This window comes from Streptomyces ovatisporus (assembly GCF_042653885.1).
Taxonomy (GTDB): Bacteria; Actinomycetota; Actinomycetes; order Streptomycetales; family Streptomycetaceae; genus Streptomyces; species Streptomyces ovatisporus.
Window position 1 is genome coordinate 108,496 of record NZ_JBHSFH010000018.1, and the last position, 24,997, is coordinate 133,492.

At 69.6% G+C, this 24,997-nt stretch carries 17 protein-coding genes; 3 read left to right on the top strand and 14 right to left on the bottom strand.

What is annotated here, in order from left to right:
• Positions 1-87 precede the first annotated feature (87 nt).
• From ACFPA8_RS27180 to ACFPA8_RS27190, 3 genes are all read right to left on the bottom strand, one after another.
• Positions 88-843, bottom strand: coding sequence for an NUDIX hydrolase (locus ACFPA8_RS27180; protein WP_386452789.1), 756 nt, complete (start codon positions 841-843; stop codon positions 88-90).
• A gap of 115 nt (positions 844-958) precedes the next feature.
• A complete protein-coding gene (locus ACFPA8_RS27185; RefSeq protein WP_386452791.1) occupies positions 959-2,917 on the bottom strand; it encodes a glycogen debranching N-terminal domain-containing protein in 1,959 nt (652 codons plus the stop codon).
• A 298-nt stretch (positions 2,918-3,215) separates the two neighbouring features.
• Positions 3,216-4,490 carry a DUF4192 domain-containing protein gene (locus ACFPA8_RS27190; RefSeq protein ID WP_386452792.1) on the bottom strand — a complete coding sequence of 425 codons (1,275 nt, stop codon included), beginning with the start codon at positions 4,488-4,490 and terminating at the stop codon, positions 3,216-3,218.
• A 140-nt stretch (positions 4,491-4,630) separates the two neighbouring features.
• Here ACFPA8_RS27190 and ACFPA8_RS27195 point away from each other — a divergent pair, with 140 nt between their 5' ends.
• Positions 4,631-6,844: a RecQ family ATP-dependent DNA helicase gene (locus ACFPA8_RS27195; RefSeq protein ID WP_386452794.1), complete on the top strand. Its 2,214-nt coding sequence runs from the start codon at positions 4,631-4,633 to the stop codon at positions 6,842-6,844.
• Positions 6,845-6,984: 140 nt separating this feature from the next.
• On the opposite strand, the gene ACFPA8_RS27200 is transcribed toward ACFPA8_RS27195, so the two are convergent.
• The 7 genes from ACFPA8_RS27200 to nrdR form a co-directional block, all read right to left on the bottom strand.
• On the bottom strand, positions 6,985-7,365 hold the full coding sequence (locus ACFPA8_RS27200; protein ID WP_386452796.1) for a hypothetical protein: 381 nt from the start codon (positions 7,363-7,365) through the stop codon (positions 6,985-6,987).
• Between the two features lie 327 nt (positions 7,366-7,692).
• The gene (locus ACFPA8_RS27205; RefSeq protein WP_386452891.1) at positions 7,693-8,385 is read right to left on the bottom strand and encodes a ribonuclease HII; all 693 of its coding nucleotides are present in this window, start codon (positions 8,383-8,385) and stop codon (positions 7,693-7,695) included.
• Positions 8,386-8,583: 198 nt separating this feature from the next.
• Positions 8,584-9,243 (bottom strand): histidine phosphatase family protein, encoded by a 660-nt coding sequence (locus tag ACFPA8_RS27210; RefSeq protein WP_386452798.1) that lies wholly within the window; start codon positions 9,241-9,243, stop codon positions 8,584-8,586.
• Between the two features lie 28 nt (positions 9,244-9,271).
• A complete protein-coding gene (locus ACFPA8_RS27215) occupies positions 9,272-9,880 on the bottom strand; it encodes a YdbC family protein (protein ID WP_386452799.1) in 609 nt (202 codons plus the stop codon).
• A 121-nt stretch (positions 9,881-10,001) separates the two neighbouring features.
• Complete coding sequence (locus ACFPA8_RS27220; protein ID WP_386452801.1) at positions 10,002-10,826, bottom strand: SDR family oxidoreductase; 825 nt, start codon at positions 10,824-10,826, stop codon at positions 10,002-10,004.
• A gap of 222 nt (positions 10,827-11,048) precedes the next feature.
• Entirely contained in the window at positions 11,049-13,937 is a 2,889-nt protein-coding gene (locus ACFPA8_RS27225; protein ID WP_386452803.1) for a vitamin B12-dependent ribonucleotide reductase, read from the bottom strand.
• A gap of 133 nt (positions 13,938-14,070) precedes the next feature.
• Positions 14,071-14,628 (bottom strand): transcriptional regulator NrdR, encoded by a 558-nt coding sequence (gene nrdR / locus ACFPA8_RS27230; protein ID WP_386452805.1) that lies wholly within the window; start codon positions 14,626-14,628, stop codon positions 14,071-14,073.
• A gap of 553 nt (positions 14,629-15,181) precedes the next feature.
• Here nrdR and lexA point away from each other — a divergent pair.
• Entirely contained in the window at positions 15,182-15,904 is a 723-nt protein-coding gene (gene lexA, locus ACFPA8_RS27235) for a transcriptional repressor LexA (protein WP_386452893.1), read from the top strand.
• Between the two features lie 125 nt (positions 15,905-16,029).
• Here the strand turns inward: lexA and ACFPA8_RS27240 are convergent, their stop codons facing one another.
• The 4 genes from ACFPA8_RS27240 to ACFPA8_RS27255 all read right to left on the bottom strand — a co-directional run bounded on the left by ACFPA8_RS27240 (position 16,030) and on the right by ACFPA8_RS27255 (position 23,082).
• Positions 16,030-18,048, bottom strand: coding sequence for an ATP-dependent DNA helicase (locus ACFPA8_RS27240; RefSeq protein ID WP_386452807.1), 2,019 nt, complete (start codon positions 18,046-18,048; stop codon positions 16,030-16,032).
• A 56-nt stretch (positions 18,049-18,104) separates the two neighbouring features.
• Positions 18,105-19,958 carry an IucA/IucC family protein gene (locus ACFPA8_RS27245; RefSeq protein ID WP_386452895.1) on the bottom strand — a complete coding sequence of 618 codons (1,854 nt, stop codon included), beginning with the start codon at positions 19,956-19,958 and terminating at the stop codon, positions 18,105-18,107.
• A 203-nt stretch (positions 19,959-20,161) separates the two neighbouring features.
• The gene (locus tag ACFPA8_RS27250) at positions 20,162-21,019 is read right to left on the bottom strand and encodes a GNAT family N-acetyltransferase (protein WP_386452809.1); all 858 of its coding nucleotides are present in this window, start codon (positions 21,017-21,019) and stop codon (positions 20,162-20,164) included.
• Positions 21,020-21,150: 131 nt separating this feature from the next.
• Positions 21,151-23,082: an IucA/IucC family protein gene (locus tag ACFPA8_RS27255; protein WP_386452810.1), complete on the bottom strand. Its 1,932-nt coding sequence runs from the start codon at positions 23,080-23,082 to the stop codon at positions 21,151-21,153.
• A gap of 460 nt (positions 23,083-23,542) precedes the next feature.
• Here ACFPA8_RS27255 and ACFPA8_RS27260 point away from each other — a divergent pair, with 460 nt between their 5' ends.
• Positions 23,543-24,763: a trypsin-like serine peptidase gene (locus tag ACFPA8_RS27260; RefSeq protein ID WP_386452811.1), complete on the top strand. Its 1,221-nt coding sequence runs from the start codon at positions 23,543-23,545 to the stop codon at positions 24,761-24,763.
• The last annotated feature ends 234 nt before the right edge of the window (positions 24,764-24,997 follow it).

The following is a 24,997-nucleotide window of genomic DNA, read 5'->3' on the forward strand; positions in this document are numbered from 1 at the left end:
CCCTCCCGAGCCGGGCGGGCCGAGGCCGGCTCGGATCTCTGTGACCGGGACTCAGGCTCGGGGCGGCCCGGGGCCGGGCCCTCCCGTTCAGACTTCGGGGCGCAGCATGGGCGGGTTGAGCAGCGTTGCTCCTCCCGCGCGGAAGAGCTGTGCGGGGCGGCCTCCCTGCCGCGTCGTCGTACCACCGCTCGGGAGGAGGAAGCCGGGGGTTCCGGTGACCTTGCGGTGGAAGTTGCGCGGGTCGAGCACCACTCCCCACACCGCCTCGTACACCCGGCGCAGTTCCCCGACGGTGAATTCAGGCGGACAGAACGCGGTCGCGAGGGAGGAGTATTCGATCTTCGAACGGGCCCGCTCGACGCCTGCGGCCAGAATATCGCCGTGGTCGAAGGCGAGCGGGCTCTTGTACTCGCCTTCCCGCACCTCGGCGTCGCCGACGCCGAGCAACGCGTCAACAGGAGCCCATCGCGCGCTGCGTGCGTCACCACCGGCGGTCGGCGAGGGCAGATCGGGCGCGAGCGCGAGATGCGCGACGCTGACCACCCGCATCCGGGGGTCGCGGTCGGGATCGCCGTAGGTGGCGAGCTGTTCGAGATGGGCTCCCGGCGAGCGGCTTCCTTGATCGTGGGCCCGCAGTCCGGTTTCCTCCGCGAGTTCACGTGCCGCTGCCGTGGCCAGGTCCTCGTTCGCGCGGACGAAACCTCCGGGCAGTGCCCACATCCCCTTGTACGGCTCTTCACCGCGGCGTACGGCAAGTGCACAGAGAGCGTGCCTGCGGACCGTGAGCACCACGAGGTCGACGGTGACAGCGAAGGGAGGGAAGGCCGACGGATCGTAGGGCATGGCGTGATCATAGTCGTCTCCCTGACGATAAAAGGGGCGTTCCCGAACGGCGTTCGTCGTGGTTTTCCGTCGTGGCTTCCACAGTCGTCCGCGCTCGCCTCCGTGCAGATCTGCGTCAGTCCAAGCGCCGCAGACTCCCGGCCATCTCCCGGATCTCTCCCCTGCCTTTGCTGCTCACCCTGACGGAGAACGGCTCGCCCGCAACACGCAGGCCGCTGAACTCGACAGCTCCCAGCGGGGCCGTGGCGAGCGGCCGCAAGCCGACCGTGCCCTCGGGCACGTTCGGGCGTACTCCCGCGAGGACCATGAGCAGTTGAATGCCCCCGGCTGCGGCGACGGCTGCAGGGCGGCACGCTGCGGGATGCGGGAGGGGCGACCCGCCGCGTGAGCGTTGCTCCGCGGCGTACATCTCCGGCAGCCGCAGACCGAAGCGCCCTGCTGCATCGACGACACCGCGCAACAAAGCCGCTGCCTCCCGCTCATGGCCCGATGCGGCAAGCCCCGTCGCTGCCGTGACGGACTCCTGAAGACGTACGGCTCCGCTCCTGTGCCCGAACGGGTTGTACCGTCCCTCGCGGATGTCGAGGCTGCGCAAGCCCCAGCCGGAGTTGAGGGAAGGGCCGGCCAGAAGCCGGGCGAGCCGGCCGGTCTGCCCCGGCGTCAGCAGGGCGTCCTCCGGTCCGCCGGCTGCGGTCAGGCCGGTGTCCAGCAACTCGGCGGCCGAACAGCTCAGATAGGTGACCGGGGTGCCGCTGCGGGTTCGCATGGCGACCGGTCTCCCTCCGTTGTCGTCCTCGGACCAGAAGTCCTCCTGGAAACGGCCCCGCAGTTCCGTCGCCCACTGCTTCAACTCGCCTCCCTCCTCGTATCCGTGGGCGTCGAGGAGCTCAGCTCCGAGCAGCGCCGCCCGGTACGCCCCCGCCTGCACCTCGCAGCGGTACGGGCCGTCCGGTGCGGGGTCGGGAACGTAGGTCTGCCGGTCTGCGGCGCGGAGCATCCACCGGAGTGCGCGCCGGGCTGCGGGCAGAAGCTGCTCCGTGTCGCACTCGGGGAGGCCCCACCGGCATGCCTCCGCGAGCAACGCGGGGAAGAGCAGCGTGGCTTCGACGCCTGTGCAACTGGGCGGGGCGTAAGGGCCGGCCTGCCGCAATGCTCCGGGGAGGCGTCCCGCCTCCCGTCCCGCCCCGGCGATCTGTCCGCGTGCGAGGGTCCGCAGAGTCCCCGCGGCGAGCCGGGTGCCGAGCGGTAGAAGCATCCGGGCGCCTCGCAGGGCCTCGACCGGGGCGAGCGCCCCGCGCCAGGGAACTCCCGCCACCAGGTGCAGGTCCGACGGTCGGGCCGGATCGGACATCAGCAGCGCGTTGGCGTCATCGAGGCAGACGCGGAAGAGAGCACCCACTCTCGAGTCGTCACCGCGTGCCCGGGCGCCGTGCCAGAGCCGTGGTGGTCTGGCGGCGCGTGAAGTGACGACTGCCGGGCGGGGGTTCTTCCCTCCGGAAGAAGTCCGGGCGTTCGGGGTAGCAGTCCGGGCGAGATCAGCGCTGAGCGTCACTGTGCGCGCCTCGCCGGACGGCAACTCCCAGTCCCAGCGCAGCACCCCGAGCTGCGCCCAACAGCTGTCCGGCTGAGGGTCGGCGGCGATGCGCGCGCGGAAGTTCTGCGAAGTCCATGACAGCCCGGAGCCGTGTACGGATCCGGGCAACTCCTCCCCGGTCCGGCCGACAGCCACATGCGCGATCTCGGCGAGGTCCGTGCCGAGCCGCAGTTCGAGGGGAACCCTGACCGCGGCTCCCCCGGCGTTGCGCAGTGTGATGCGCTCCGTGCCGTCCGCCGACCGCAGTCGCTCGACCATGATCGCCGGGTCGGGTCCGTCGGCGGCCGTGGTACGGGCAACCGCGACGAACCGGGCACGCCAGGCGCTGATCATGCGGCCCTGCAGCGGAACGGGTTCCCTGCCGGCGATGAGCAGCTGGCAGCGTGCGATCACCCTGCGGCCCGCGTAGTAGACACCCTCCATTCCCTGTCCGGTCAGCTGTCCGTGGTCGGCCGAGACCGCGAGGTGAGGGGCGGCCACGCAGATCAGTGCGGAGTGGGCCGTCTGGTGCTCCGCCTTTGACCTGGCCGGCCCTGACTGCGAGGACTGCGAACGGCCGCCGCCCCGGTCCGAGCTCGCCTCCGGCAGTATGGGGAGCTTCCCCGCTGAGAGCACCGGCCGGTCACTGTCCTGCTGGTGCGGCCGGGGTGAAGTCGACTGCGGCGTAGGAGACATGGAGCGTTCCTCCGCTTCCTGGTTCTCGGGTCCGGCTGAGCCGGTGCGGTGGGGGGAGTGAGGGGCGTCCGCACTCACATGAACGGGTGGACAGGCGTGCAGGTCACGGGGCACTGCGGGGCGCCCCTTGGGGAGGGACCTGCGTCTTGAGAGCCTTGCGTGCCTCTCGTTCCTTGCGCATGCAGCGGCGCAACAGCTCCGGATCCATGCCGTCGTTGAAGGCGCGGTGCAGCAATCGGGCGAATGAGTACTCCGGGTCGCTGCGGAGGGCTCGGTCGAGGGCGACGCGGGCAGTGGCCTCGTCCCCGCCGGACCAGGCCACCCAGCCCGCGAGCGTCAGCGGGGCAGCGGAGTGCTCCGTATAGGGGCCGACGCATCGCCGGGCCAGGGCCCGCCACAGCCGGAGGGCCGGACCGACATCGCCTCCTTCCATCCATTCGGCCGCTCTGTCCCGGGTTCGGCGGTCCTGGAGTCCGAGGATCAGCAGCGCTGCTTCTTCATGGCTCATCAGCCTGTCGTCGTGAGTGTCAGCGGTGACGATGTCCTTGCCGGCCGGCACGTCCGTCCGGAAGCGGGTCAGCAGCCTCTCGGCCAGTACGAGGGTTTCGGCTTCGACTGCACGGCGGGTGCTTGGTGCGAGGATGCGGGGCACGAGAAGCCTGCTTGCGTCGTCCAGTGCCCGCTCCTGCACCTCGGCGGCCTTCGGTCCCAGTGCGGCCAGCCGACGCTCCAACTCCCGTAGCGATCCATGGACTTGGATACCCGCGTACGCCGCGGCCGCGGCCATGGCCGACGTGCCGGGAACGGCCATGGGCCTGCCCTCAGCCGGGCAGCATGCGGCATCGGGGCAGCAGTAGGACCAGAAGGAACCGCCGGAGAGGCACAACGCCTCGTAGACGGGCATCTCCCGCTCCCCGCAGGCGGTCCGGAGCGCCTGCGCGAGCGGACGCAGCCGTTCCATCACCTCCCTCCCCGATTCGCTGCCGGAGGGGTCCTGGCAGAGGTACACGATGGCGCCTTCCGGACGCCGGCCGCCCGATTTCACGTTCTCCTCCAGGCAAGCCGCCACCTGAGCGGAGACGGCAGGCCACTCCCCGGAGTCACCGGGGAGGCCGAGCCTGATACGGCCGCCAAATCGTCGGCGATCGCCGTGCAGGGCGACCACCACGATGGAGTCGTCGGGGTAGAAGCCGAGCAGATACGGCAGGGCGTCGGCCAGCTGGGCCGGGCCTCGCAGGGCGATCTCCCCCGCACCCCGCAGGGGGGTGCGGTGAGAGGAGCGCGCGCTGCCTCCCGGCCCGCCGGCCCCACCACCGTCATGGTGAGCGAGGCTTTCGTTGCTGCGCTGGCTCCGGTGTCGGCTCTCTCGATGCGTCATGCAAGGACCGTGCCTCGCAGCAAGAGATGCTCGTCCTCAGTTGTCCACAGCTGTCACGGCTTGTACGTCTAGTACTACGGACCGTCGCTTATCCACAGGCGTATTCGCGGGATGCCTGCGCAGTCCGGTTGCATGGGGGCATGAACGACACAGAGCTGCGTCTCGAGGCCGATGCCGTCCTCTCCCGTCTCGTCGGTGCCGGAACCGCCGGGACGGCGGGTGCCGCTCCGGCTCGGCTGCGTGAGGACCAGTGGCGGGCGATCGAAGCGCTGGTCGCCGAGCGACGGCGCGCCCTCGTCGTCCAGCGCACCGGCTGGGGCAAGTCGGCTGTGTACTTCGTGGCGACAGCACTCCTGCGCGCCCGCGGGAGCGGGCCCACCGTCATCGTCTCCCCGCTCCTGGCGTTGATGCGCAACCAGGTGGCGGCAGCGGAAAGGGCCGGTATCCGCGCCCGTACGATCAACTCCGCCAACACCGAGGAGTGGGAGGCGATCCAGGCCGAGGTCGCCGAGGGCGTCGTCGACGTGCTGCTGGTGAGCCCGGAGCGGCTCAACAACCCGGACTTCCGTGACGAGGTGCTGCCCCGGCTCACCGCGGCCACCGGGCTCCTGGTCGTGGACGAGGCCCACTGCATCTCGGACTGGGGGCACGACTTCCGGCCGGACTACCGCCGGCTGCGCACCATGCTGGCCGAACTGCGTCCAGGGGTGCCGGTGCTGGCGACCACGGCCACCGCCAACGCCCGGGTGACCGCCGACGTCGCTGAACAGCTGGGGACGGGGAGCGAGGCCGCCGAAGGCGGCGGCACAGAGGCCGGTCAGTCCGACTCCGCGCTGGTGCTCCGCGGACCTCTGGACCGGGAGAGCCTCAGCCTGGGAGTGCTGCGGCTGCCCGATGCCGCGCACCGCATGGCGTGGCTCGCGGATCATCTCGGGAAGCTTCCGGGCTCCGGCATCATCTACACGCTCACGGTCGCCGCCGCAGAGGAGGTGACGGCCTTCCTGCGCGGTCAGGGACACGAGGTGGGCTCCTACACGGGCAGGACGGAACACACCGAACGGGAGGCCGCGGAGGCCGATCTGCTGGCCAACCGTGTGAAGGCACTCGTGGCCACCTCCGCCCTGGGAATGGGCTTCGACAAGCCCGACTTGGGCTTCGTCGTGCATCTCGGTTCGCCGTCCTCCCCCATCGCCTACTACCAGCAGGTCGGCCGTGCGGGCCGCGGCGTCGAGCATGCGGAGGTGCTGCTGCTTCCCGGCCCGGAGGACGAAGCGATCTGGCGCTACTTCGCCTCCCTGGCCTTTCCCGCCGAGGAACAGGTGCGCCGGACGCTCGAGGTGCTGGGGTCCGCGGGGGGACCTCTCTCGCTGCCGGCGCTCGAACCACAGGTCGACCTGCGGCGCTCCAGGCTGGAGACGATGCTCAAGGTGCTGGACGTGGACGGTGCGGTCCGCCGGGTCCGCGGCGGCTGGACGGTCACCGGCAGGCCCTGGGCCTACGATACCGAAAGGTATGCGTGGGTCGCCCGTCAGCGGGAGTCCGAGCAGCAGGCCATGCGGGAGTACGCGTCGACCACCGAGTGCCGCATGGAGTTCCTGCGCAGACAGTTGGACGACGAGGCAGCGGCACAGTGCGGCCGCTGCGACAACTGTTCGGGCACCCGATTCGAGTCCCATGTCTCCGAAGCCCTGCTCGACGCGGCACGCGGCGAACTCGCCCGGCCCGGAGTGGAAGTGGAGCCGCGGAAGATGTGGCCGACTGGACTTCCCGCGGTCGGTGTCCCCCTGAAGGGACGCATTCCCGCGAACCAACAGGCGGCCACCGGGAGGGCGTTGGGACGGCTGTCGGACATCGGCTGGGGCAACCGGCTACGGCCGCTGCTCGCTCCGCAGGCCGGGGACACGCCTGTGCCGGACGACGTCGCGGAAGCCGCGGTGGAGGTCCTCGCCGACTGGGCCAAGGGGCCCGGCGGCTGGGCTCCCGGCGTTCCGGACGCCTCAGCCCGTCCTGTCGGTGTGGTCACGGTCGATTCCCGTTCCCGGCCCCGGCTGGTCCGCTCCCTGGGTGAACGGATCTCCGTGGTAGGCCGCATACCGCTACTGGGCACGGTGACGTACACGGAAAGCGCAGCATCCGCCGTCCCACGCAGCAACGGCGCGCAGCGGGTACGCGCGCTGCACGCAGCGCTTACCTTGCCGGAGCCACTGGTTCAGGCGGTCGCGGACGCAAGTGGCCCGCTGCTGTTGGTGGACGACTTCGCCGACACCGGCTGGACTCTCGCGGTGGCAGCGCGACTGCTCACAGAGGCAGGCGCTGCGGGTGTGCTGCCCCTGGTCCTCGCAGTGCAAGGTTGACCGCCGCTGGACCGTCCCGCGCCGCTGCGGGTCGGTCGCCGCGCTGTTGCTCCGGAATCGGGCCGGAGCAACAGCTCACCGGCCTCGGCCGACCGACTCGCGACACGGCCTCAGTTCAGCTCAGCATCGGGTCGTGACGGTCAGAGCAGATCGCGGAGCCGCTGCGGATCACCGCAGACGATGAGCCGCTGCCGTGCCTTCGCAAGCGCGGCGGGGAGGGCTTCAGCGGCCTCGGCGTCCGTGCCGCCGTTGACCGCCAGGACCACGACAGTCCGTTCCGGTACACGTGACAGTGCATCGGTCGCCACGCAGAACACATCGCTCCCGTCGACCAGTTGACGCCAGTAGGCGTCCTCGCCGAAGGAGAGTTCGTGCTGGGCCCACGGGTGCTGCTCCCCAGTGGTGAGCAGCAGGATGTCACCAGGCGCGGTTCCCTCGTCGAGGAGCCTGTCCACGGTCTCGTCGGCGATGTCCACCGCGGTCTCGTCGGTGGCACCCACGAGTTCGATCTGCGCTGTCACAGTGGAAGCGGCAGCGCCGGACGCCGAGTTGCCGCGCTGAGGCGATGGACCGCTACTGCGGACGGTGCCTGGACGACCGGGTGTCGGACCCTTGCTGTCCGCGCGCGGCTGCGCGGGGCGCGAAGGGTTCCGGGGGCCGGGTACGGGTGCTGCTGGGCGGGAAGCCTGCGGAGTCCGGGTTGCAGCCGCGATGTTGCGGGGGCCCGGGACGCTCTCGTGAATCTTCGGCTCCTCAGGAGTGAGAGGCATGAGGTGATGTCTATCAAACGCGGGTTCGGGTTCCGTAGGCGGGTTCAGCTCCCGGCTCCGGTGCTCCCGCCTGCTGGTTCAGAAGATGCTCATCTGATCCACGGAGGGATCCTCGGTGGGATCGACCCGGGTCCGCTTCAGGTGCTGCCAGCGGGGCAGCGCATCCATGAAGGCCCAGGACATGCGGTGAATCGGCGTGGGCCCGAGCGCCCGAAGTGCCGTCTTGTGCACTGGCGACGGGTATCCGGCATTGTCGTGAAAGGCGAAATCGGCGTGTGCGCTGCCGAGTTCGGCCATCAACGCGTCCCGGCGCACCTTGGCGAGGACGGAGGCCGCCGCCACCGAGATGCAGGACTGGTCCCCCTTGATCACAGTGCGCACCTGCCAAGGCATCCCGAGGTAGTCGTGGTTGCCGTCGAGAATGACCGCGTCGGGCCGGACGGGGAGTGCTTCGAGCGCCCGCACCGCAGCAAGCCGGAGCGCCGCCGTCATGCCCAGTTCGTCGATCTCCTCCGAGGAGGAGTGACCCAGGGCATGAGCAGTGACCCACCCGTTCAGGACCTCAGCGAGCTCCGTGCGTCTCTTGACGTTGAGCAGCTTGGAGTCGGTGAGGCCCTCGGGCGGGCGGCGCAATCCGGTGATGGCCGCGCAGACCGTCACGGGACCCGCCCACGCACCGCGGCCGACCTCGTCGATTCCGGCGATCACCTTGGCACCCGTCTTGGCGCGGATCGACCGCTCGACGGTGTGAGTCGGAGGCTTGTACGGCATGGCTGGCTCAGCGTAGCGCTGAGAGTCCGCGCCGTGCTCGGCGGGGCTCCCCGAGATCACCTCACCCGGGAAGTACTCCACCGCGTCGGCCAGTTCCCCGGCAGGGCCGGCTTGTTCACGGTCCGGCTTGTGGAACGGAGCGCGGAGAGCGGTGTCTTCGTCCGGAGAGTTCATCGTCGAGCGTCCATCGAGCTGGAATCAGTCGAGGGAACCGTACGAGCGCGGTGTGCACCACTGCTCGAAGGGCCGGTCGAGGTGGTACCTGCCGTCGTTCCCCAGTTCCAGCGTACGCGTTTCCGCGTTGCCGGGATTGGACAGCGACTCGAACTCCGCAACGGTCCAGTGCAGCCAGCGCATGCAGAACAGCCGCATGGTGAGGCCGTGCGTGACGATCAGCACGTTGGGCGGGTGGTCGGGCCGCTCGAAGCTGCGCCACAGACTTTCGAGAAAGGCTCCTGCCCGGTCGTAGACGTCGGCACCGGACTCCCCCTGCGCGAAGCGGTAGAAGAAGTGTCCGTACGCGTTGCGGTAGTCCTTCTGCTTGCGCACGTCCTCCCGGTCCTGCCAGTTTCCCCAGTCCTGCTCCCTCAGGCGGGGTTCCTCGCGGACGCGGAGCAGCGCCGGATCGAGCCGGAACGCGGCGAGAGTCTGGTGAGTGCGCCGGTACGGCGAGACATAGGCGGAGATCCGCTCCTGGCCGAAAAGCTTGCGCAGCTGCGCGCCGGTCTCCTCGGCCTGCCGTACGCCCCGTTCCGTCAGCGCGAGCGCGTGATCAGGCACACGCTCGTAGATGGAGTCGTCGTAGTTCCCCTCGGACTCTCCATGCCTGACCAGGACGATGCGACGAGGTCTTGCCATGGGGCCACTCTAGGCTCACCCCCCGAACTCAGACGGTCCAGGAGGGTTCGAGATCGATCACATCTCCGGCGATGCCGGTCACATCCGCACCCAACTGGGCACGCAGCGCGAGCCGCTCCACCCGCTCGGTGCGGTACTTGCCGTGCTCCGCCGCCGAGTCCCACATGGAGAGGACCATGAATTCGTCCTCCGTCTGCGCCTGCGTGAAGACACCCCGCAGCATCCCCGGTGACCCTGCCATGGCCGGATTCCACACCTTCTCCTGCATGAGCGTGTAGTGCTCGATGCGGTCGCTGCGCACCCGGCAATGAGCGACCCGCAGCAGATCGGCGTCCGCGAAGACGGGCCGGAAACCTGTCTTCACATCGAAGCGGTACTCGAAGAGGCGTACGCGCATGTCCTTGTACGTGCCGACCTGTGCGGCGTGCAGCCGGTCGTGGGAGCGGGCCATGAAGGAGTCGTAGAACGCACGGCTCTCCCAGAACCCGAAGAGGTGCGCGACCCCCGGCCGGGCACGGCTCCAGCCGCCGCCCTGGCCCCGGAATCCCGGCTCGCCGAGCAGTCCCGCCCACTTCCGCTGCCCACGTTCGAACCCCCGACGGTCCACCACGGTGCAGCGCATCCACTTGACCAGCACCGCGCCATCGTACGGCCAAGAGAGTGACAAGCCGTACGCATACGGTCCTCAGGATTCGCGTCGCAGGGCGCTCAGTACCGCTTCTCGCCTGCTTCACCCTCAGCTTCCCCCGTCACGGCGCTCACCGCGCCCGCCCCGAGGTGACAGCGGCCAGATACTCGCTGTAGGTGCGGACGCCGACTGCATGGCCGGGCGTCGTGTGATGTCCCGCCCGGTACGCCCGTGCGGCTCTGCCCGGCAGCCGCACCGGCAGGAGGGGCCTCCGCATGCCGTGTGCACGCAGAGTGAGCAGCGCGAACTCGCGCATGGTGTGCACCTCCGGGCCGCCCATGTCGGCCACCCGTCCGGCGGGCTCGCCCGACGCCAACTCCACGAGTCGCTGCGCCACTTCGTCCACCTCGATCGGCTGGGCGGACATTCCGGCGGGATACAGCGTGACCGGCGACCGCCGCTGCACGGTCGTGATGCGTGCGAGCAGATCGTGGAACTGTGTGGTGCGCAGGATGCTCCAGGGAAGGCCGCAGTCCTCGATGGTCTTCTCCGCGGCCAGCTTCGCCCGGTAGTAGAACAAGGGCACCAGGTCGACACCGACGATGGAGACGTAGACCAGATGCGGTCTCCCTCCGGCCCTGCGCGCAGCCTCGATCAACGCCCGCGTGGCGTCGATGTCCTTCCCCGACCCCGTCGTGGCGCAGTGAACGATGCAGCTGACGCCGGCGACGGCTGCGTCCAGCCCCTTCCCCGTGGTGAGATCACCGGTCGCCCACTGTGGCACTGGAACGCCCGTCTGCGACATGGGAACGGACTGCGCACTCCGGTCTGCAGCGTGTGCACGGCGGCTGAGGACACGCACCTCCCGCCCACGCTCCAGCAGCTTCGGGACGACCCGCCGGCCGAGCGTGCCCGTGCCCCCCGTGACCAGCACTGGCCCGATGTCATCGCTCATGACGTCCATCCTCCGCCGCTCTCCTCATCTGCACACATCCGGTCGTCCGGAGTGTCAGGCCGACCCACGGAGCACCCCAGCCGCACATACGAAAGCGAGGCGGGAACCGGCACACGACCGGTTCCCGCCTCTCAGCTCCCCGCTCGGCACTCACCGCTCAGAGAAGCTTCTCTCCCATCCGCTCACGGAGCCGACCGCCTGGCAGGGCCGGGACCGCCGCGCTCAGCTGCAGCCGCTGGTGGAGCCGCAGCCCTCGCAGAGGTAGCAGCTGCCCGCGCGGCGCATCTTGGTACCGCAGGAGAAGCACAGCGGCGCGTCGGCGTTGAGACCGAGCTGCATCTCCATCAGCTCCGTGGAGTTGTGGGCACCACCCGGCGCGGGAGCCGGGGCCTGTGACTCACTGACCCCTTCTGCCTTGGCCTCTTCCCTGGCCTTCTCCTTCGCCTCCTTGACCGTCTCGGCCTTCGGAGCCGACTGGGCGAGACCTTCGACGTCGAGCTCCTCCTCGGACGGCTCGTACGAGCCGGTCTCCAGGTGACGCTGCCGCTCCCCCGCGGAGTGAATGCCGAGAGCCGACCTGGTCTCGAAGGGCAGGAAGTCCAGCGCCAGCCGCCGGAAGATGTAGTCGACGATCGACTGGGCCATGCGCACGTCGGGGTCGTCCGTCATGCCCGCCGGCTCGAAGCGCATGTTGGTGAACTTCGAGACGTAGGTCTCCAGGGGCACGCCGTACTGCAGACCGACCGAGACGGCGATCGAGAAGGCGTCCATCATGCCCGCGAGCGTCGAGCCCTGCTTGGACATCTTCAGGAAGACCTCGCCCAGCCCGTCGTCCGGGTAGGAGTTGGCGGTCATGTAGCCCTCGGCGCCGCCCACCGTGAAGGAAGTGGTGATGCCGGGGCGGCCCTTGGGCAGTCGCTGCCGCACGGGCCGGTACTCGATGACCTTCTCCGGCTCGGCCTCCTTCTTCTCCTCCTTGCGCTTGGCGGAGAGCGGCTGACCGACCTTGGAGTTCTCGACGTAGACGGCGAGCGCCTTGGTGCCGAGCTTCCAGCCCTGAAGGTAGATCTCCTCGACGTCCTCGACAGTGGACGAGGAGGGCATGTTCACCGTCTTGGAGATCGCGCCGGAGAGGAACGGCTGGGCCGCCGCCATCATCCGCACGTGTCCCATCGGGGAGATGGAACGCTCGCCCATCGCGCAGTCGAAGACGTCGTAGTGCTCCGGCCGCAGACCGGGAGCGTCCACCACGTTGCCGTGCTCGGCGATGTACTCGACGATCGCCTCGACCTGCTCCGGCTGGTAGCCCAGTCGTTTGAGGGCCTTCGGCACGGTGTTGTTGACGATCTGCATCGACCCGCCGCCGACCAGCTTCTTGAACTTGACCAGTGCCAGGTCGGGTTCGACGCCCGTGGTGTCGCAGTCCATCATCAGGCCGATGGTGCCGGTCGGGGCGAGGACGGAGGCCTGCGCGTTGCGGAATCCGTTCTTCTTGCCCAGCCGCAGCACGTCCTGCCATGCCTCGGTGGCCGCGGCCCACACCGGCGTGTCCAGGTCGTCGGCACGCTTGGCCGCCTTGTTGGCGTCGGAGTGCTGACGCATGACGCGGTTGTGGGCGTCGGCGTTGCGGGCATACCCCTCGAACGGGCCGACGACGGCGGCCAGTTCGGCCGAGCGCCGGTACGACACTCCGGTCATCAGCGAGGTGATGCTTCCGGCGAGCCCGCGGCCGCCGTCGGAATCGTAGGCGTGGCCCGTCGCCATCAGCAGGGCGCCCAGGTTGGCGTAGCCGATGCCCAGCTGCCGGAAGGCCCGCGTCGTTTCACCGATCTTCTCGGTCGGAAAGTCGGCGAAGCAGATGGAGATGTCCATGGCCGTGATGACCAGCTCCACGACCTTCGCGAAGCGCTCGGCGTCGAAGGACTGGTGACCCTCGTCGTCGTCCCGCAGGAACTTCATCAGGTTCAGGGAGGCGAGGTTGCAGGACGAGTTGTCCAGGTGCATGTACTCGCTGCACGGGTTGGACGCGGTGATGCGCCCGGACTCCGGCGAGGTGTGCCAGTGGTTGATGGTGTCGTCGTACTGGATGCCCGGGTCAGCGCAGACGTGTGCGGCCTCGGCCATCTTGCGGAAGAGGGACTTGGCGTCCACTTCGTCCACGACCTCGCCCGTCATCCGGCCCCGCAGCGCGAACTTGGAGCCGGACTCGACCGCCTTCATGAACTCGTCCGTGACACGGACCGAGTTGTTGGCGTTCTGGTACTGGACGGAGGTGATGTCGTCGCCGCCCAGGTCCATGTCGAAGCCCGCGTCGCGCAGGGCACGGATCTTCTCCTCCTCCTTCACCTTCGTCTCGATGAAGGCCTCGACGTCCGGGTGGTCGACGTCGAGCACGACCATCTTCGCCGCACGGCGCGTGGCGCCGCCCGACTTGATCGTCCCCGCGGAGGCGTCGGCTCCTCGCATGAACGAGACGGGACCCGAGGCGTTGCCGCCGGAGGAGAGAAGCTCCTTGGAGGAACGGATGCGGGAGAGGTTCAGACCGGCGCCCGAACCGCCCTTGAAGATCATCCCTTCTTCCTTGTACCAGTCCAGGATCGACTCCATGGAGTCGTCGACGGAGAGGATGAAGCAGGCGGAGACCTGCTGCCGCTGCGTCGTGCCGACGTTGAACCACACGGGCGAGTTGAAGCTGAAGATCTGGTGAAGCACGGCGAACGCCAGCTCGTGCTCGAAGATCTCGGCATCCGCCGGCGAGGCGAAGTAGCCGTTCTCCTCACCGGCCGCGCGGTACGTCTTCACCACACGGTCGATCAGCTGCCTGAGGCTGTTCTCGCGCTGCGGAGTACCCACCGCGCCGCGGAAGTACTTGCTGGTCACGATGTTGGCCGCATTGACCGACCAGAAGGCGGGGAACTCGACGCCACGCTGCTCGAAGTTGATCGATCCGTCGCGCCAGTTCGTCATGACGACGTCCCGGTACTCCCAGGTCACCTCGTCGTAGGGATGCACCCCGGGAGTCGTGTGGATGCGCTCGATGCGCAGCCCCTTGTTCACCTTGCCGCCCTTCGCGCGGGAGCCGCGTGCCGGGCCGCTCGTCGTCTCTGTCATTCCGCCTCCCTGTACCGGGCATAACGCCCCGATGTACCCCGAATCTTCCCAGGGCACCTTGCTGTGTCCGATGGCTGGTGCCGGCCGGTGCACACACACCGGGGCCGGGTCGAAAGTCCTGGCAGGCCGCCGCTCAGTCCGCGGTCGGCACCGCTACCGGCGCCGCGGAGCTCTCGCTCCCGCCGCCCGTCCCACTTCCCCCGCGGGCCACGCCGCCCGCTTCCTGCTCGCTCGCCCCCACGCCCTCCCGCGCTTCGCGCAGTTCCTGCACGGCGTCCTCGAAGTCCTCAAGGGACTCGAAGGCGCGGTAGACCGAGGCGAAGCGCAGATAGGCCACAAGATCGAGATCCTGGAGCGGGCCGAGTATCGCCAGCCCCACGTCGTGCGCGGACAGTTCCGCGCTGCCGGTGGCGCGCACCGCCTCCTCGACGCGCTGCCCGAGCTGCGCGAGGGCGTCCTCGGTGACGGGACGTCCCTGACACGCCTTGCGCACGCCGGCGATGACCTTGTCGCGGCTGAACGGCTCGGTGACGCCGCTGCGCTTGATCACCATCAGGGACGCACTCTCCACAGTCGTGAAGCGGCGGGAGCAGTCCGGGCACTGGCGGCGACGCCGGATCGCGGTGCCGTCGTCGGCCGTACGGCTGTCGACCACGCGACTGTCGGGGTGCCGGCAGAAGGGACAGTGCATTTTCCCCACCCTCCTTGAGCCTGCGAGAAGCCCGCTTCGTGCATGACTGGTACGCCCCTCGGCGGACACCGGAAGCGTCCGCGAAGTTGCCACAAGCATAAGCGACGAAGAGACGAATGGATCCCCCGGGACCACAACTTGTGGGTGGCGCACGCCAATCTAACCACTAGATCTGGTGTCGGTGCGTCAGATACGCCAACGCGTGTCGCACCCCGCGCGGCGTCCACGACCCTACGCGAGAAGAGGTACCGCAGACGCATCGGGGCACAGCTGGGAGACTCGTTCCGCGGCGGCGCGAACCGGCCACCCGGGGCGGTCCGGCAACCCGACAGCGAGACCCGAAGCGGGCACCCTCTACACCGTCGGCATCGCTTCAACCAGGAGAACCCGAGATTTTCACTCGAACGTGTGTTTGGCGCAACCTTTCGAAACCAACTACCGTTGTCCCACTAGGGAGAACCGCTCGAGAGGGGCCGACGTGACCACAACCGCAGACAGCGCCACCATCACCTCCCAGAACCGTTCCACACAGTCGCTCGACCGCGTTCAGTCACTGAACGACGGTCCCGTGAACTCGGAGGCGCCTGAGGAGCAGCAAGCCAAGCGCTCGCTGCCAGGACGACCTCCGGGGATCCGTGCGGACAGTTCTGGGCTCACCGACCGGCAACGCCGGGTGATCGAGGTGATTCGCGACTCTGTGCAGCGGCGCGGCTACCCGCCGTCCATGCGGGAGATCGGTCAGGCCGTCGGGCTCTCCAGCACGTCCTCGGTCGCGCATCAGCTGATGGCCCTGGAGCGCAAGGGATTCCTGCGCCGTGATCCGCACCGCCCCCGGGCGTACGAGGTGCGGGGCTCCGACACCCCCAGCACACAGGCGGCCACCGACACCGCGGGCAAGCCGTCCGCCTCGTACGTACCGCTCGTCGGCCGCATCGCCGCCGGTGGTCCGATCCTCGCGGAGGAATCGGTCGAGGACGTCTTCCCGTTGCCGCGTCAACTGGTCGGTGACGGCGAGCTGTTCGTGCTCAAGGTCGTCGGTGACTCGATGGTCGAAGCGGCCATCTGCGACGGGGACTGGGTGACCGTCCGCCGTCAGCCCGTGGCCGAGAACGGAGACATCGTCGCCGCCATGCTGGACGGGGAGGCGACCGTCAAGCGTTTCAAGCGCGAGGACGGTCACGTGTGGCTGCTGCCGCACAACGCCGCCTACCAGCCGATCCCTGGTGACGACGCCACCATCCTCGGCAAGGTCGTGGCGGTGCTGCGAAGGGTGTGACCCGCACCCGCCCCCTCGCCGGGTCACGAGCCGTCGGTTCCACTGCGCCGGGACCGGCGGCTCTGTTGTGCGCGACTCCCCGCCTGTGCAACGGCCCGGCGCCGCGACAGTGCTACGGCCGCGCGCTACGGCCGCCTGGACGGAGCGGCCTCCTTGGCAGCCGCGTCGATGGCGGCCAGTGACCGGCGTACCTGATTGCGGTCGGTCGTGTACCAGAAGTCCGGCATGGAGGCCCTCAGGAAGCCGCCGTACCGTGCCCGCTCCAGCCTCGGGTCGAGGACCGCGACCACGCCGCGGTCCTCGGACGCCCGCACGAGCCGGCCGGAACCCTGCGCCATCAGCAGCGCGGCATGAGTGGCGGCCACCGCCATGAAACCGTTCCCGCCGTGCTCCTCGACCGCTTTCTGCCGGGCGCTCATCAGAGGGTCGTCCGGGCGCGGGAAGGGGATGCGGTCCATCACCACGAGCTGGCAGTTGGCGCCGGGAACATCGACACCCTGCCAGAGGGACAACGTCCCGAAGAGACACGTCTCGGCGTCCTCGGAGAAGCGGCGGATGAGCTCGCCCAGCGTCTCCTCACCCTGGAGCAGGATGGGCACGTCGAGCCGCCCGCGAAGATCCTCCGCAGCGGCCTGAGCGGCCCGCATGGAAGAGAAGAGCCCGAGCGTACGGCCGCCCGCCGCACCCACGAGATCGGCGAGCTCGTCGAGCATGTCGCGCCGCTGGCCCTCCCGCCCGGGCGGTGCCAGGTGGCCGGCGACATAGAGGATCCCCTGCTTGCGGTAGTCGAAGGGGGAGCCGGCGTCCAGCCCGCGCCACTGCGGTGTCTCCTCCTGCGTCTTCTCACCGGCGCCGCCGGGTGAGTCGTCCTCCAGTACGCGTTCGGGGGCCAGGCCGAGAGAGGCTCCCACCCCGTCGAAGTCACCTCCGAGCTTCAGCGTCGCCGAGGTGAGCACGACGGAACGGTCGGCGAACAGCTTCTCGCGCAGCAGTCCCGACACGGACAGTGGAGCGACACGCAGGGAGGCACCGTAGCGGTCGTGCCGCTCGTACCAGATGACGTCGAACTCGGAGCCCTCGACGACACGTTCGGCGACGTCGTGCACGTTCTCCATCGCGGCGAGGGCGAGCTTGCGCACGGCGTCCTCGTCCTGCACGGACTTGTCGCGGGTGTTGCCCAGCGCGGTGATGCACTCGCGAGTGGCATCCCGGAGGGCCATGAGGGCGTGACCGAGGTCCTCCGGGACGACTTCGAGACGTCCCGGCAGGGCCAGCTCCATGAGCCGCTCGAAACCCTCGGCGGCAGTCTGGAGCCGGTCGGCCGCCTTCTCGTCGACGAGCCGCGCCGCGCGGCGCACTGCACGGTTGACGCCGCCGGGGGTCAGCTCCCCCGTGGCGACGCCGGTCACCCGCGAGACCAGCTCGTGCGCCTCGTCGACGATCAGCACGTCGTGCGGGGGAAGCACCGAGGCGCCCTCGATGGCGTCGATCGCCAGCAGGGCGTGATTGGTCACGATGACTTCGGCGAGCTTGGCCCGCTCGCGGGCGGCCTCGGCGAAGCACTCCGCACCGTAGGCGCACTTGGAGGCGCCGAGACACTCGCGTGCGGAGACCGAAACCTGGCCCCAGGCCCGGTCCGAGACGCCGGGCCGCAGGTCGTCCCTGTCACCTGTCCCGGTCTCGTCCGACCAGTCGCGCAGGCGCAGCAGGTCCTTCCCGAGCCGGGACGTGGGGGCAGCGCCCTCGAAGGGGTCGAAGAGCCCCTCTTCCTCCTCCTGCGGAACGCCCTCGTGCAACCGGTGCAGGCACAGGTAGTTCGAGCGGCCCTTGAGCATGGCGAACTCGGCACGACGGCGCAGCAGCGGATGCAGCGCCTCGACCGTGCGGGGCAGGTCGCGTTCGACCAGCTGACGCTGGAGCGCGAGTGTCGCCGTGGCGACCACGACGTGCTCGCCGTTCGCCAGGGCCGGGACCAGGTAACCGAGCGACTTGCCCGTGCCGGTGCCCGCCTGGATCAGCAGATGGGTTCCGCTGTCGACGGCCTCGGCGACCGCTTCGGCCATGGCGATCTGGCCGGGGCGTTCCGTGCCGCCGACAGCGGTGACGGCGGCGTGCAGAAGATCGGTGAGGGCGGGCTTGCTCATAGACACCGCACCTTACGCGTCACCTCTGACAGCGCGTCGGCCGCGCTCGCCCCTCATTACGGGCGGAGGCCGGTGGAGGCGCTCAACGGGTTGGCGACCGTGCCGTGTACGGCGGCGTGCGGCCGGTCAGGACGGTCGCGGTAGCCGTCCAGGTGCAGACGGTTGCGGTTCAGGCACAGCCGGTCGATGCGGGGGGCGAGCAGGTCGAAGGTGCTGAAGCGGTCCTTCATCTCGGGGAAGCGGGCGTGGTACCGCTCGGTCTCCGCCCGTACGAGCGACCAGAACTCGTCCTCCGGTACGTGGAGTTGCTCCTGGCAGAGCGGCGCCAGGTAACGGAAGACCCCCACGAACAGACCGGAGTGGATGAACTGCGTGAGGAAGTCCGGCGGCTCCCGCAGCAGGACCCGGCGGACCTCCTCGGGCATCTCGCCGAGCTCCGGCACGGGCTCGGCACTGACGTTGACGTCGTCGACGAAGTCCTTGACGGCCAGCCGTACCGGCACGTCGGCCTCGTCGAAGATCACGATGGCGTTCTCGCCGTGCGGTGAGAAGACCGTCCCGTACCGGTAGAGGAAATGCAGCAGCGGAGGGAGCAGTGCGCCGAAGAGATGGCGCAGCCATACGCGCGGCTCCAGCCCGGAGCGTCCCACGAGCTCTGCGGTGAGTGAGCGGCCCCGGGCGTCGGTGTGGATGAGAGCGGCGAGCGTACGGGCCCGCTCCCCCGAGTCCAGTCGGCCGGCGAGCGGTTCGCGCCAGATGCAGCCCAGCAGCTCGCGGTACTGGTAGGGCACTTGCGGGAGCCTGTCGAACTGGGGATGCGAGACGGTGACCGAGGCGACCTCACCGAGCAGGACCACGCGGCACTCGTCACGGAGATAGGCGTCGTTGTCACGCAGCCCGTGGATCCACCGGGTCACCGCGGGAGCCGCGAGAGTGCGCTCGGTGGGCAGGCCCCTCCAGACGAGGGTGTTGAGCACGGACAGCGGCAGTTTCACCGTGAGCCGCTCCGGGCGGCTGGTGTTGAGGAACGTGCGGATCGACTGCTGGGGCAGCCGCAGATCGCCGTCCGTGGTCAGGGGGACGATGTCGCCGACGGCAAGGGAGGCGGCGTAGAGCGGTGCGATCATCTCCTCCCACTGCCAGGGATGGACGGGAAGGAACAGGTAGTCCTCGGACGGCAGTCCGCGCGCACGCAGCGTGTAGCGGAAGTCCCGGAGCGTCTCCGGCCTCAGCTCGCGTGCGTAGAGGTGGTGCGGCTCAGCGAGCGAGGGCACACCGCGGTAGGCGGCCAGCCCGGTGCGTACGGCGATCCACGGCAGGCTCTGCGCGCGGCGTGCCTCAGGCGCCCAACGGGCCGCGTCGGACGCGGAGAAGCCCATCCGGCCCTTGTTGGCGACGAGCCACGGGTGACCTTTCTGGTGGCCTTCGAGCTCTGCGTAGCCGAGACCGGCGAGTCGCTCGGCGGTGAGCTCCCGGGCTGCTGACCGGACGTCCGCGGTGAGCGTCGCTGTCAGTTCGCGGATGAGGTGACCGGTGGTGTCACCGGTGAGGCCCAGCACGGATTCGTGAGCGTGAGCGAGAAACGTGAAGGGATCTGCCTCTGCGGGCGTGAGCGACGCCGGGTCGATGTTCCAGTGACCGTATGCGCCGCGGCGAGCGCGGAAACGGAAGGTGAGGCTGTCGTCGACGCGGAGACGGTACGGGCGGAATCCGGCACCCGGCGAGCCGTCCCGCTGTGACACGGGCCGCTCCGAGGCCGACTGCGGAGCGGTGCCGCTCGTACCGCTCGCTGCCGCCTCGGACGCGGTCTCGGGATGGGCCTCGGACGCGGTCTCGGCCTCGGGATCGGTCTCGGGCTCGGGATCGGGTTCCGGGTCGATGATCTCCTCGTACGCGAACTCGCTGAGCATCTTCACCAGGAGTCTTCGCGCGGCGCGGCGCCAGCTGTCGGCGTCCAGTCCGTGCGGGAAGTGCAACGAAGCCGTGTTGCAGGGGTCGTCGAAGCCGTCGTCAGCAGTCGGCGGCAGGTGCACTGGGAATCTCCTTTGCTCGGGGACGGGAACGCTGGAGCAGCGAGTACGAAGAACCGGCCGGACCGGATCCGTCTGTGCCTTCAGAGCACCTCGCGCAGTTCACGGTCGCGGACCATCAGTGCCGCGCGTTTCTCCGGCAGTTCGACTTCTGCGGACAGCCGGAAACCGGCACTCAGGAACGCCGCGACGGAGGCCACGTTGCGCACGTCCGGCTCGGCCAGTACACGGCCGCAGCGCGGTCGTTGGTCGAGGACGAGATCGGCGACGGCGCGCAGCAGAGCCGTGCCGATGCCGCGCCCCCGGTCCGGGACCCCGCCGATCAGCAGGTGCACACCGGTGTCGTGCGGACGTGCTTGGCAGTAGCGGGCGATGGGGTCGAGGTCTGCGCGGTAGATCTCCCAGTAGCTCATCGGGACGCCGTCCAGGACGCCCAGGCAGGGAACGCTGCGGCCGTCGCCGTCCAGTTGCTTCCTCAGGTGAGCTGCTGTGACCTCCTCCGGGCCGGACAGCTCCCAGAAGGCCTCCACTGCCGGGTCGTTCATCCATGCGGTGATCAGTCGCAGGTCGCGTTCGAGTCTCACCGGTACGAGCCGCACCGTCCCGACAGGGGTGCTCGACGACGGCCAGGTGTGGAGCGCGTCGAGCAGCCCCGGCTCCGCCACGCTGCGGCCGCCGAGTCCGGGGCCGGGGCCGTGGGCGCCCGGATGGAGGGGGTGCGGACGGATCGGGCCGTGCGGGTCGGAGGGGACGGCGTGATCGGTCTGGGCAGTCCGGTCGGACCGTACGTCCGGGCCGTGCGGTGTGTGAGCTGCAAGCCGGCCGATCTCATCCGCCTTGTCGTGTTCGGCCAGCAAGGCGGCCAGTTCTCCGGCCAGTTGGAGGTCGAGGGTGTCGTCGTTGCTGGACGCGCCGGAAGCAGGCCGGTTCGGCTGTTGCATGGACGGCGCCTCCTCTCGGTTCTCAGGGCCGTGACGGCTGCCGGGGTGACGGCTGCCGGCGGCCGGTTGCCGTCGTCGTGTGATGTGCGACGTGCGTCTGCAGTCCGGCGGTCGGTCGGAAGTCCGGCGAGTCAGCCGGCCAGCGGGTTGGTGACGGTGACATAGACGGACTGGGTGTCGACCGGCCCGACCAGCTCGTCCATGCCGTGCAGCCTGGTGAGCAGATTGGCCTTGCACCGCAGGGTCGGCGCGTCGAGGAGCAAGGCGGGAAGCGTCGACCTCGGTTCGCCGTCCTCACCCGCCGCCTCGGTCCGCAGGAAGCGGCGGAAGGCGGCGAGCAGCACCTGCTCGGCTGCGAGCTGTTGCTCCCCCAGCGCGCCGATGAGACCGAACACGTTGTTGACGCCCAGGTAGTAGGCGAAGCGCTCGTCGACCACCGCATCCGCGACGAAGGAGTCGCTGGCGACACCGAGCCGTGCACCGGGCATCCGCTGCTGCAGCTCCTCACGGCGGGACGAACGGAAGTAGTAGCCCTGGTTGTCGCGGTAGCGACCGCCCTTCGGCCAGCCGTCGGAGTCGAGCAGAACGAGGGTGTTCTGCTGGTGCGCTTCCAGTGCGATGCCTGCGTTGGCGTCGAACCAGAGGACGGGCCGTACGACGGCGTCGAGGTAGCGCAGGAACCACTCGGTGGCCACCGCAGCCACCGGCCTGCCCGTTGTTGCGGACAGCCGTTCCACGATGCCGGTCAGACGTGAACGCATGACGGTGCCGCCGTCCGCTTCCCTTGACGGGCGTGGGGAGATGAGTCCGGCCACGCAGACAGCGTCGTCCGTGGCGCCGAAGGGGTTGTGCCGGATGACGGTGTCCAGACCGGGCACCGGCCGGCCGTCGGGTCCGTCGACGCCGAGCCACGCCGGATCGCGGACGATGTCGAAGCCCGGATGTGCGGCACGCCACTGGGCGCTCAGCCCCGCGCGCAGCAGACGGTGTACTTCGAGGCCGCGCAGCAGTTCCTTGCGCAGGTTCTCCCGGCGTGAGTTGGTGATGGGCAGGTCGAGGGAGAGCTTCAGCATCGCGGGGCCGTCCGGTCGCACCACTGTGCGCACGGACGAGGTGGGGTGCCACAAGTCCCCCGTCGGGCCCAGGTCGTGCAGCAGTCCGTCGGCGAGGAGGCGGGAGACCGCCGGCCGGTGGGGAAGCTGGCGGGCCTGCCAGGGATGCAGGGGCAGCGGCACCGTACCGGCAGGCAGCCGGGACGCCGCGTCTCCCGCGAGGCGCATCGCGAGCTGATCGCCCGTGACTGTACGGCCGCGTTCCGTCCACGCGGAGTCCCGGGCGAGCACTGACTGGTCGACGGCCATCCAGTGCAACTGGAAGGCACCCCTCAGCTCGGGTGAGTACACACGGCACTCGGCTTCGGAGAGACCTTGGCGTGCCTTCGGGGACGGATGCAGGGGGTGCCCGAGGACGAGGGACTGCTCTGCGTCCAGGAACGAGCTCACCGGGGACGGAGGTTCGGGCGCCGCCGTGCGGGCGGCGAGGAATGCAGCTGTGCGCTCGACGGAATCCGCGACCCGGCCGACGAGGCCGGTGGACTCCGCGGAAGCGGCGGCCCCGTGCGGTGGAGCAGCGACTCCGGAGTCCGTTTCCGTCACCTGTGTTGCCGCAGTCGTCGTCCTTGCGGCGCAGTGCGACGCTTCGCGGCTGATGAGCGCGGCGAGAGTGACGGCGTCCAGTGGCGCGCAGCCCGGCGGGGCGTTCTCGGGTACCGGCGCCCCGAAACGGTGCCGACCGGTGTCGGACCAGTAGTGAACCGGGACGTGCAGAGCGGTGCCGGTGGCGTGCAGTGCGACGCGCAGCGTGTCCTGGGCGGGCCGTGGGATGTCGTTCTCCCGCACCCAGCAGCGCAGCAGATTCTCCGTCGCGGCGGCGTCCGCGACCTGCTCCGGACCGGCGGGTACCGCCGTGCGGGCGGATGCGGGCGCGGTTGCCGTTGCCCTGCCGCGTGCTTGCCGGGGCAGCTCAGCGCGATCGGCAGCGCGATCGTCGTCTGTTCCGTTCAACAGCGCGGTCGCAGCGGGAAGTCCGACTGCCGGTGCAGCGGGCGGCGCAGACGTCTCCGCCGAGGTCTCCGGCGCAGTCGAAGAGTCCGCACTGTCCGCTGGCGTGCCCTGCCGGTTCACCGGTACCTGCCCCGGTACGACGGCACGGTGTCGGCCCGGGCCGGGGGCGGGCGCGGACGCCGTCCCGGTCGGCGGGCCTTCGGCTCCGGTACGCGCGTTCACAGAGATCTCCTCCGGTGTCGACTTGGCGCGCTCATGAGCGGGCCGGACTCCCCCGTCCGTACCAACGAAGCCGATGCCCCGGGATCACGGGCCAAGTGAAGATCTGTCATGTGAAGCGGTCGGAACCGTGGACCCTGCCGGGTCCGTCCCCCTTCTCACCGGGCATAGTGGTTGCCGCTCCGCTCGGCGGGGCCCTCACAACTCAAGAGGCAAGACGACATTCAGGGGGAGTTCATTCATGTCAGCCAACCTCAGGCGCTCGCGACGACGTTCAGCGCCGGCTGTGGCCACCGTCGCGGCAGTCGCGGCTCTTGCACTGACGGCGACGGCGTGCGGGCCGGAGGAAGACAACGGGGGCAGCGCGCCCAGCCCGTCGGTCTCGGCGCCCGAACCGGACGGCAAGCACGACCTGAACCTGCCGGACGAGCTCCCCAAGGACCTCCCGAGTTCCCTCAAGGACCTGGAGAAGTGGCGCAACGGCGAGTGGAAGAAATGGGACCGCGACGAGTGGCTTCGCCGGGCCAAGGAGTTCATCAACCCGATCATCGACGACCTCTGGGACCCGGACCGGATGAAGGACGCCGACGGGAACGACCGCCAGGTCGATGACGACGAGATCGACGACGGCGAGAGCGGCGGCGACAACGGCACCGGCGAGGACGAGGGCGTCACCGACCCCACGCCGGCGCGTGTCACGGCCAAGCCGGTCCGGCTTCCCTACACCAAGAACACCGCGCCGGTGGGCAAGGTCTTCATGGACACCCCGAAGGGCCCGCTGGTCTGCTCCGGCACCGTCGTGGAGGACCCCGCGCACCCGGGCAAGTCCAACCTCGTGGCGACGGCGGGGCACTGTGTGCACGCCGGGAAGACCGGCGGCTGGTTCCGCAATGTGGTCTTCGTGCCGCGTTACAACCCGAAGGGGCTCTCCAACGCACAGCTGGAGAACGCAGCGAGCAAGGACGTCGCCCCTGACGGCGTCTGGTGGGCGAAGTACGCGGGGACCACGGACCACTGGATCGCGGAGGGCGCGAAGGCCGGTGGCGGAGGCGCATCGCAGGACTTCGCCGTGATGAAGGTCAGGCCGGAGGACAAGAAGTCCGGTCCGTCCCTGCAGGAGGTCGTCGGCAAGGCCGCGAAGGTCAACTTCAACACTCCGCGTGTGAAGTCCATTTCGAGCCTCACGCCGCACGGTTATCCGGCAGCGCCTCCGTTCGACGGGACGAAGATGCTCACGTGCACCGGCAAGCCGGGCCGTCTGACCATCGAGCCCAGCGAGCCCACCATGTACCGGGCCGGCTGCACCATGACCGGGGGCTCCTCCGGCGGCGGCTGGCTCACCGCGAGCGGCAGGCAGCTGCTCTCCGTGACCTCCATCGGCCCGGTGCAGGGCGGCTGGCTCGCAGGTCCCCGCATCGGCAAGGAGGCCAAGGAGGTCTTCGACGAGATCGCGAAGAAGTAGCCGGAATAGCCGCACCACCGGCACGTTCGTTCTTGGATGCCGGCCGGCGCCGCCCGTGCGCCGGCCGGCATCCCTCCCCGCCTGCCCGACGACCGCGTCCCGGCCGCCTGTCCGGCCGCCACGTCTCTCCGGGCCGCCGAGGGGGCGCTTCCGGAAGGCGCACATTCCCGGGGCGGCCACGTCCCGACAGCACGCACAGCCATCAATTCACGCCCGATCAGGGGGATCTGTTCC

What these genes read in the sequence shown, in the direction of transcription:
- ACFPA8_RS27180 (WP_386452789.1), bottom strand. Translation starts at nt 843, where the DNA reads ATGCCCTACGATCCGTCGGCCTTCCCTCCCTTCGCTGTCACCGTCGAC.
- ACFPA8_RS27190 (WP_386452792.1), bottom strand. Translation starts at nt 4,490, where the DNA reads ATGACGCATCGAGAGAGCCGACACCGGAGCCAGCGCAGCAACGAAAGC.
- ACFPA8_RS27195 (WP_386452794.1), top strand. Translation starts at nt 4,631, where the DNA reads ATGAACGACACAGAGCTGCGTCTCGAGGCCGATGCCGTCCTCTCCCGT.
- ACFPA8_RS27205 (WP_386452891.1), bottom strand. Translation starts at nt 8,385, where the DNA reads ATGCCGTACAAGCCTCCGACTCACACCGTCGAGCGGTCGATCCGCGCC.
- ACFPA8_RS27210 (WP_386452798.1), bottom strand. Translation starts at nt 9,243, where the DNA reads ATGGCAAGACCTCGTCGCATCGTCCTGGTCAGGCATGGAGAGTCCGAG.
- ACFPA8_RS27220 (WP_386452801.1), bottom strand. Translation starts at nt 10,826, where the DNA reads ATGAGCGATGACATCGGGCCAGTGCTGGTCACGGGGGGCACGGGCACG.
- ACFPA8_RS27225 (WP_386452803.1), bottom strand. Translation starts at nt 13,937, where the DNA reads ATGACAGAGACGACGAGCGGCCCGGCACGCGGCTCCCGCGCGAAGGGC.
- nrdR (WP_386452805.1), bottom strand. Translation starts at nt 14,628, where the DNA reads ATGCACTGTCCCTTCTGCCGGCACCCCGACAGTCGCGTGGTCGACAGC.
- ACFPA8_RS27240 (WP_386452807.1), bottom strand. Translation starts at nt 18,048, where the DNA reads ATGAGCAAGCCCGCCCTCACCGATCTTCTGCACGCCGCCGTCACCGCT.
- ACFPA8_RS27245 (WP_386452895.1), bottom strand. Translation starts at nt 19,958, where the DNA reads ATGCTCAGCGAGTTCGCGTACGAGGAGATCATCGACCCGGAACCCGAT.
- ACFPA8_RS27250 (WP_386452809.1), bottom strand. Translation starts at nt 21,019, where the DNA reads ATGCAACAGCCGAACCGGCCTGCTTCCGGCGCGTCCAGCAACGACGAC.
- ACFPA8_RS27260 (WP_386452811.1), top strand. Translation starts at nt 23,543, where the DNA reads ATGTCAGCCAACCTCAGGCGCTCGCGACGACGTTCAGCGCCGGCTGTG.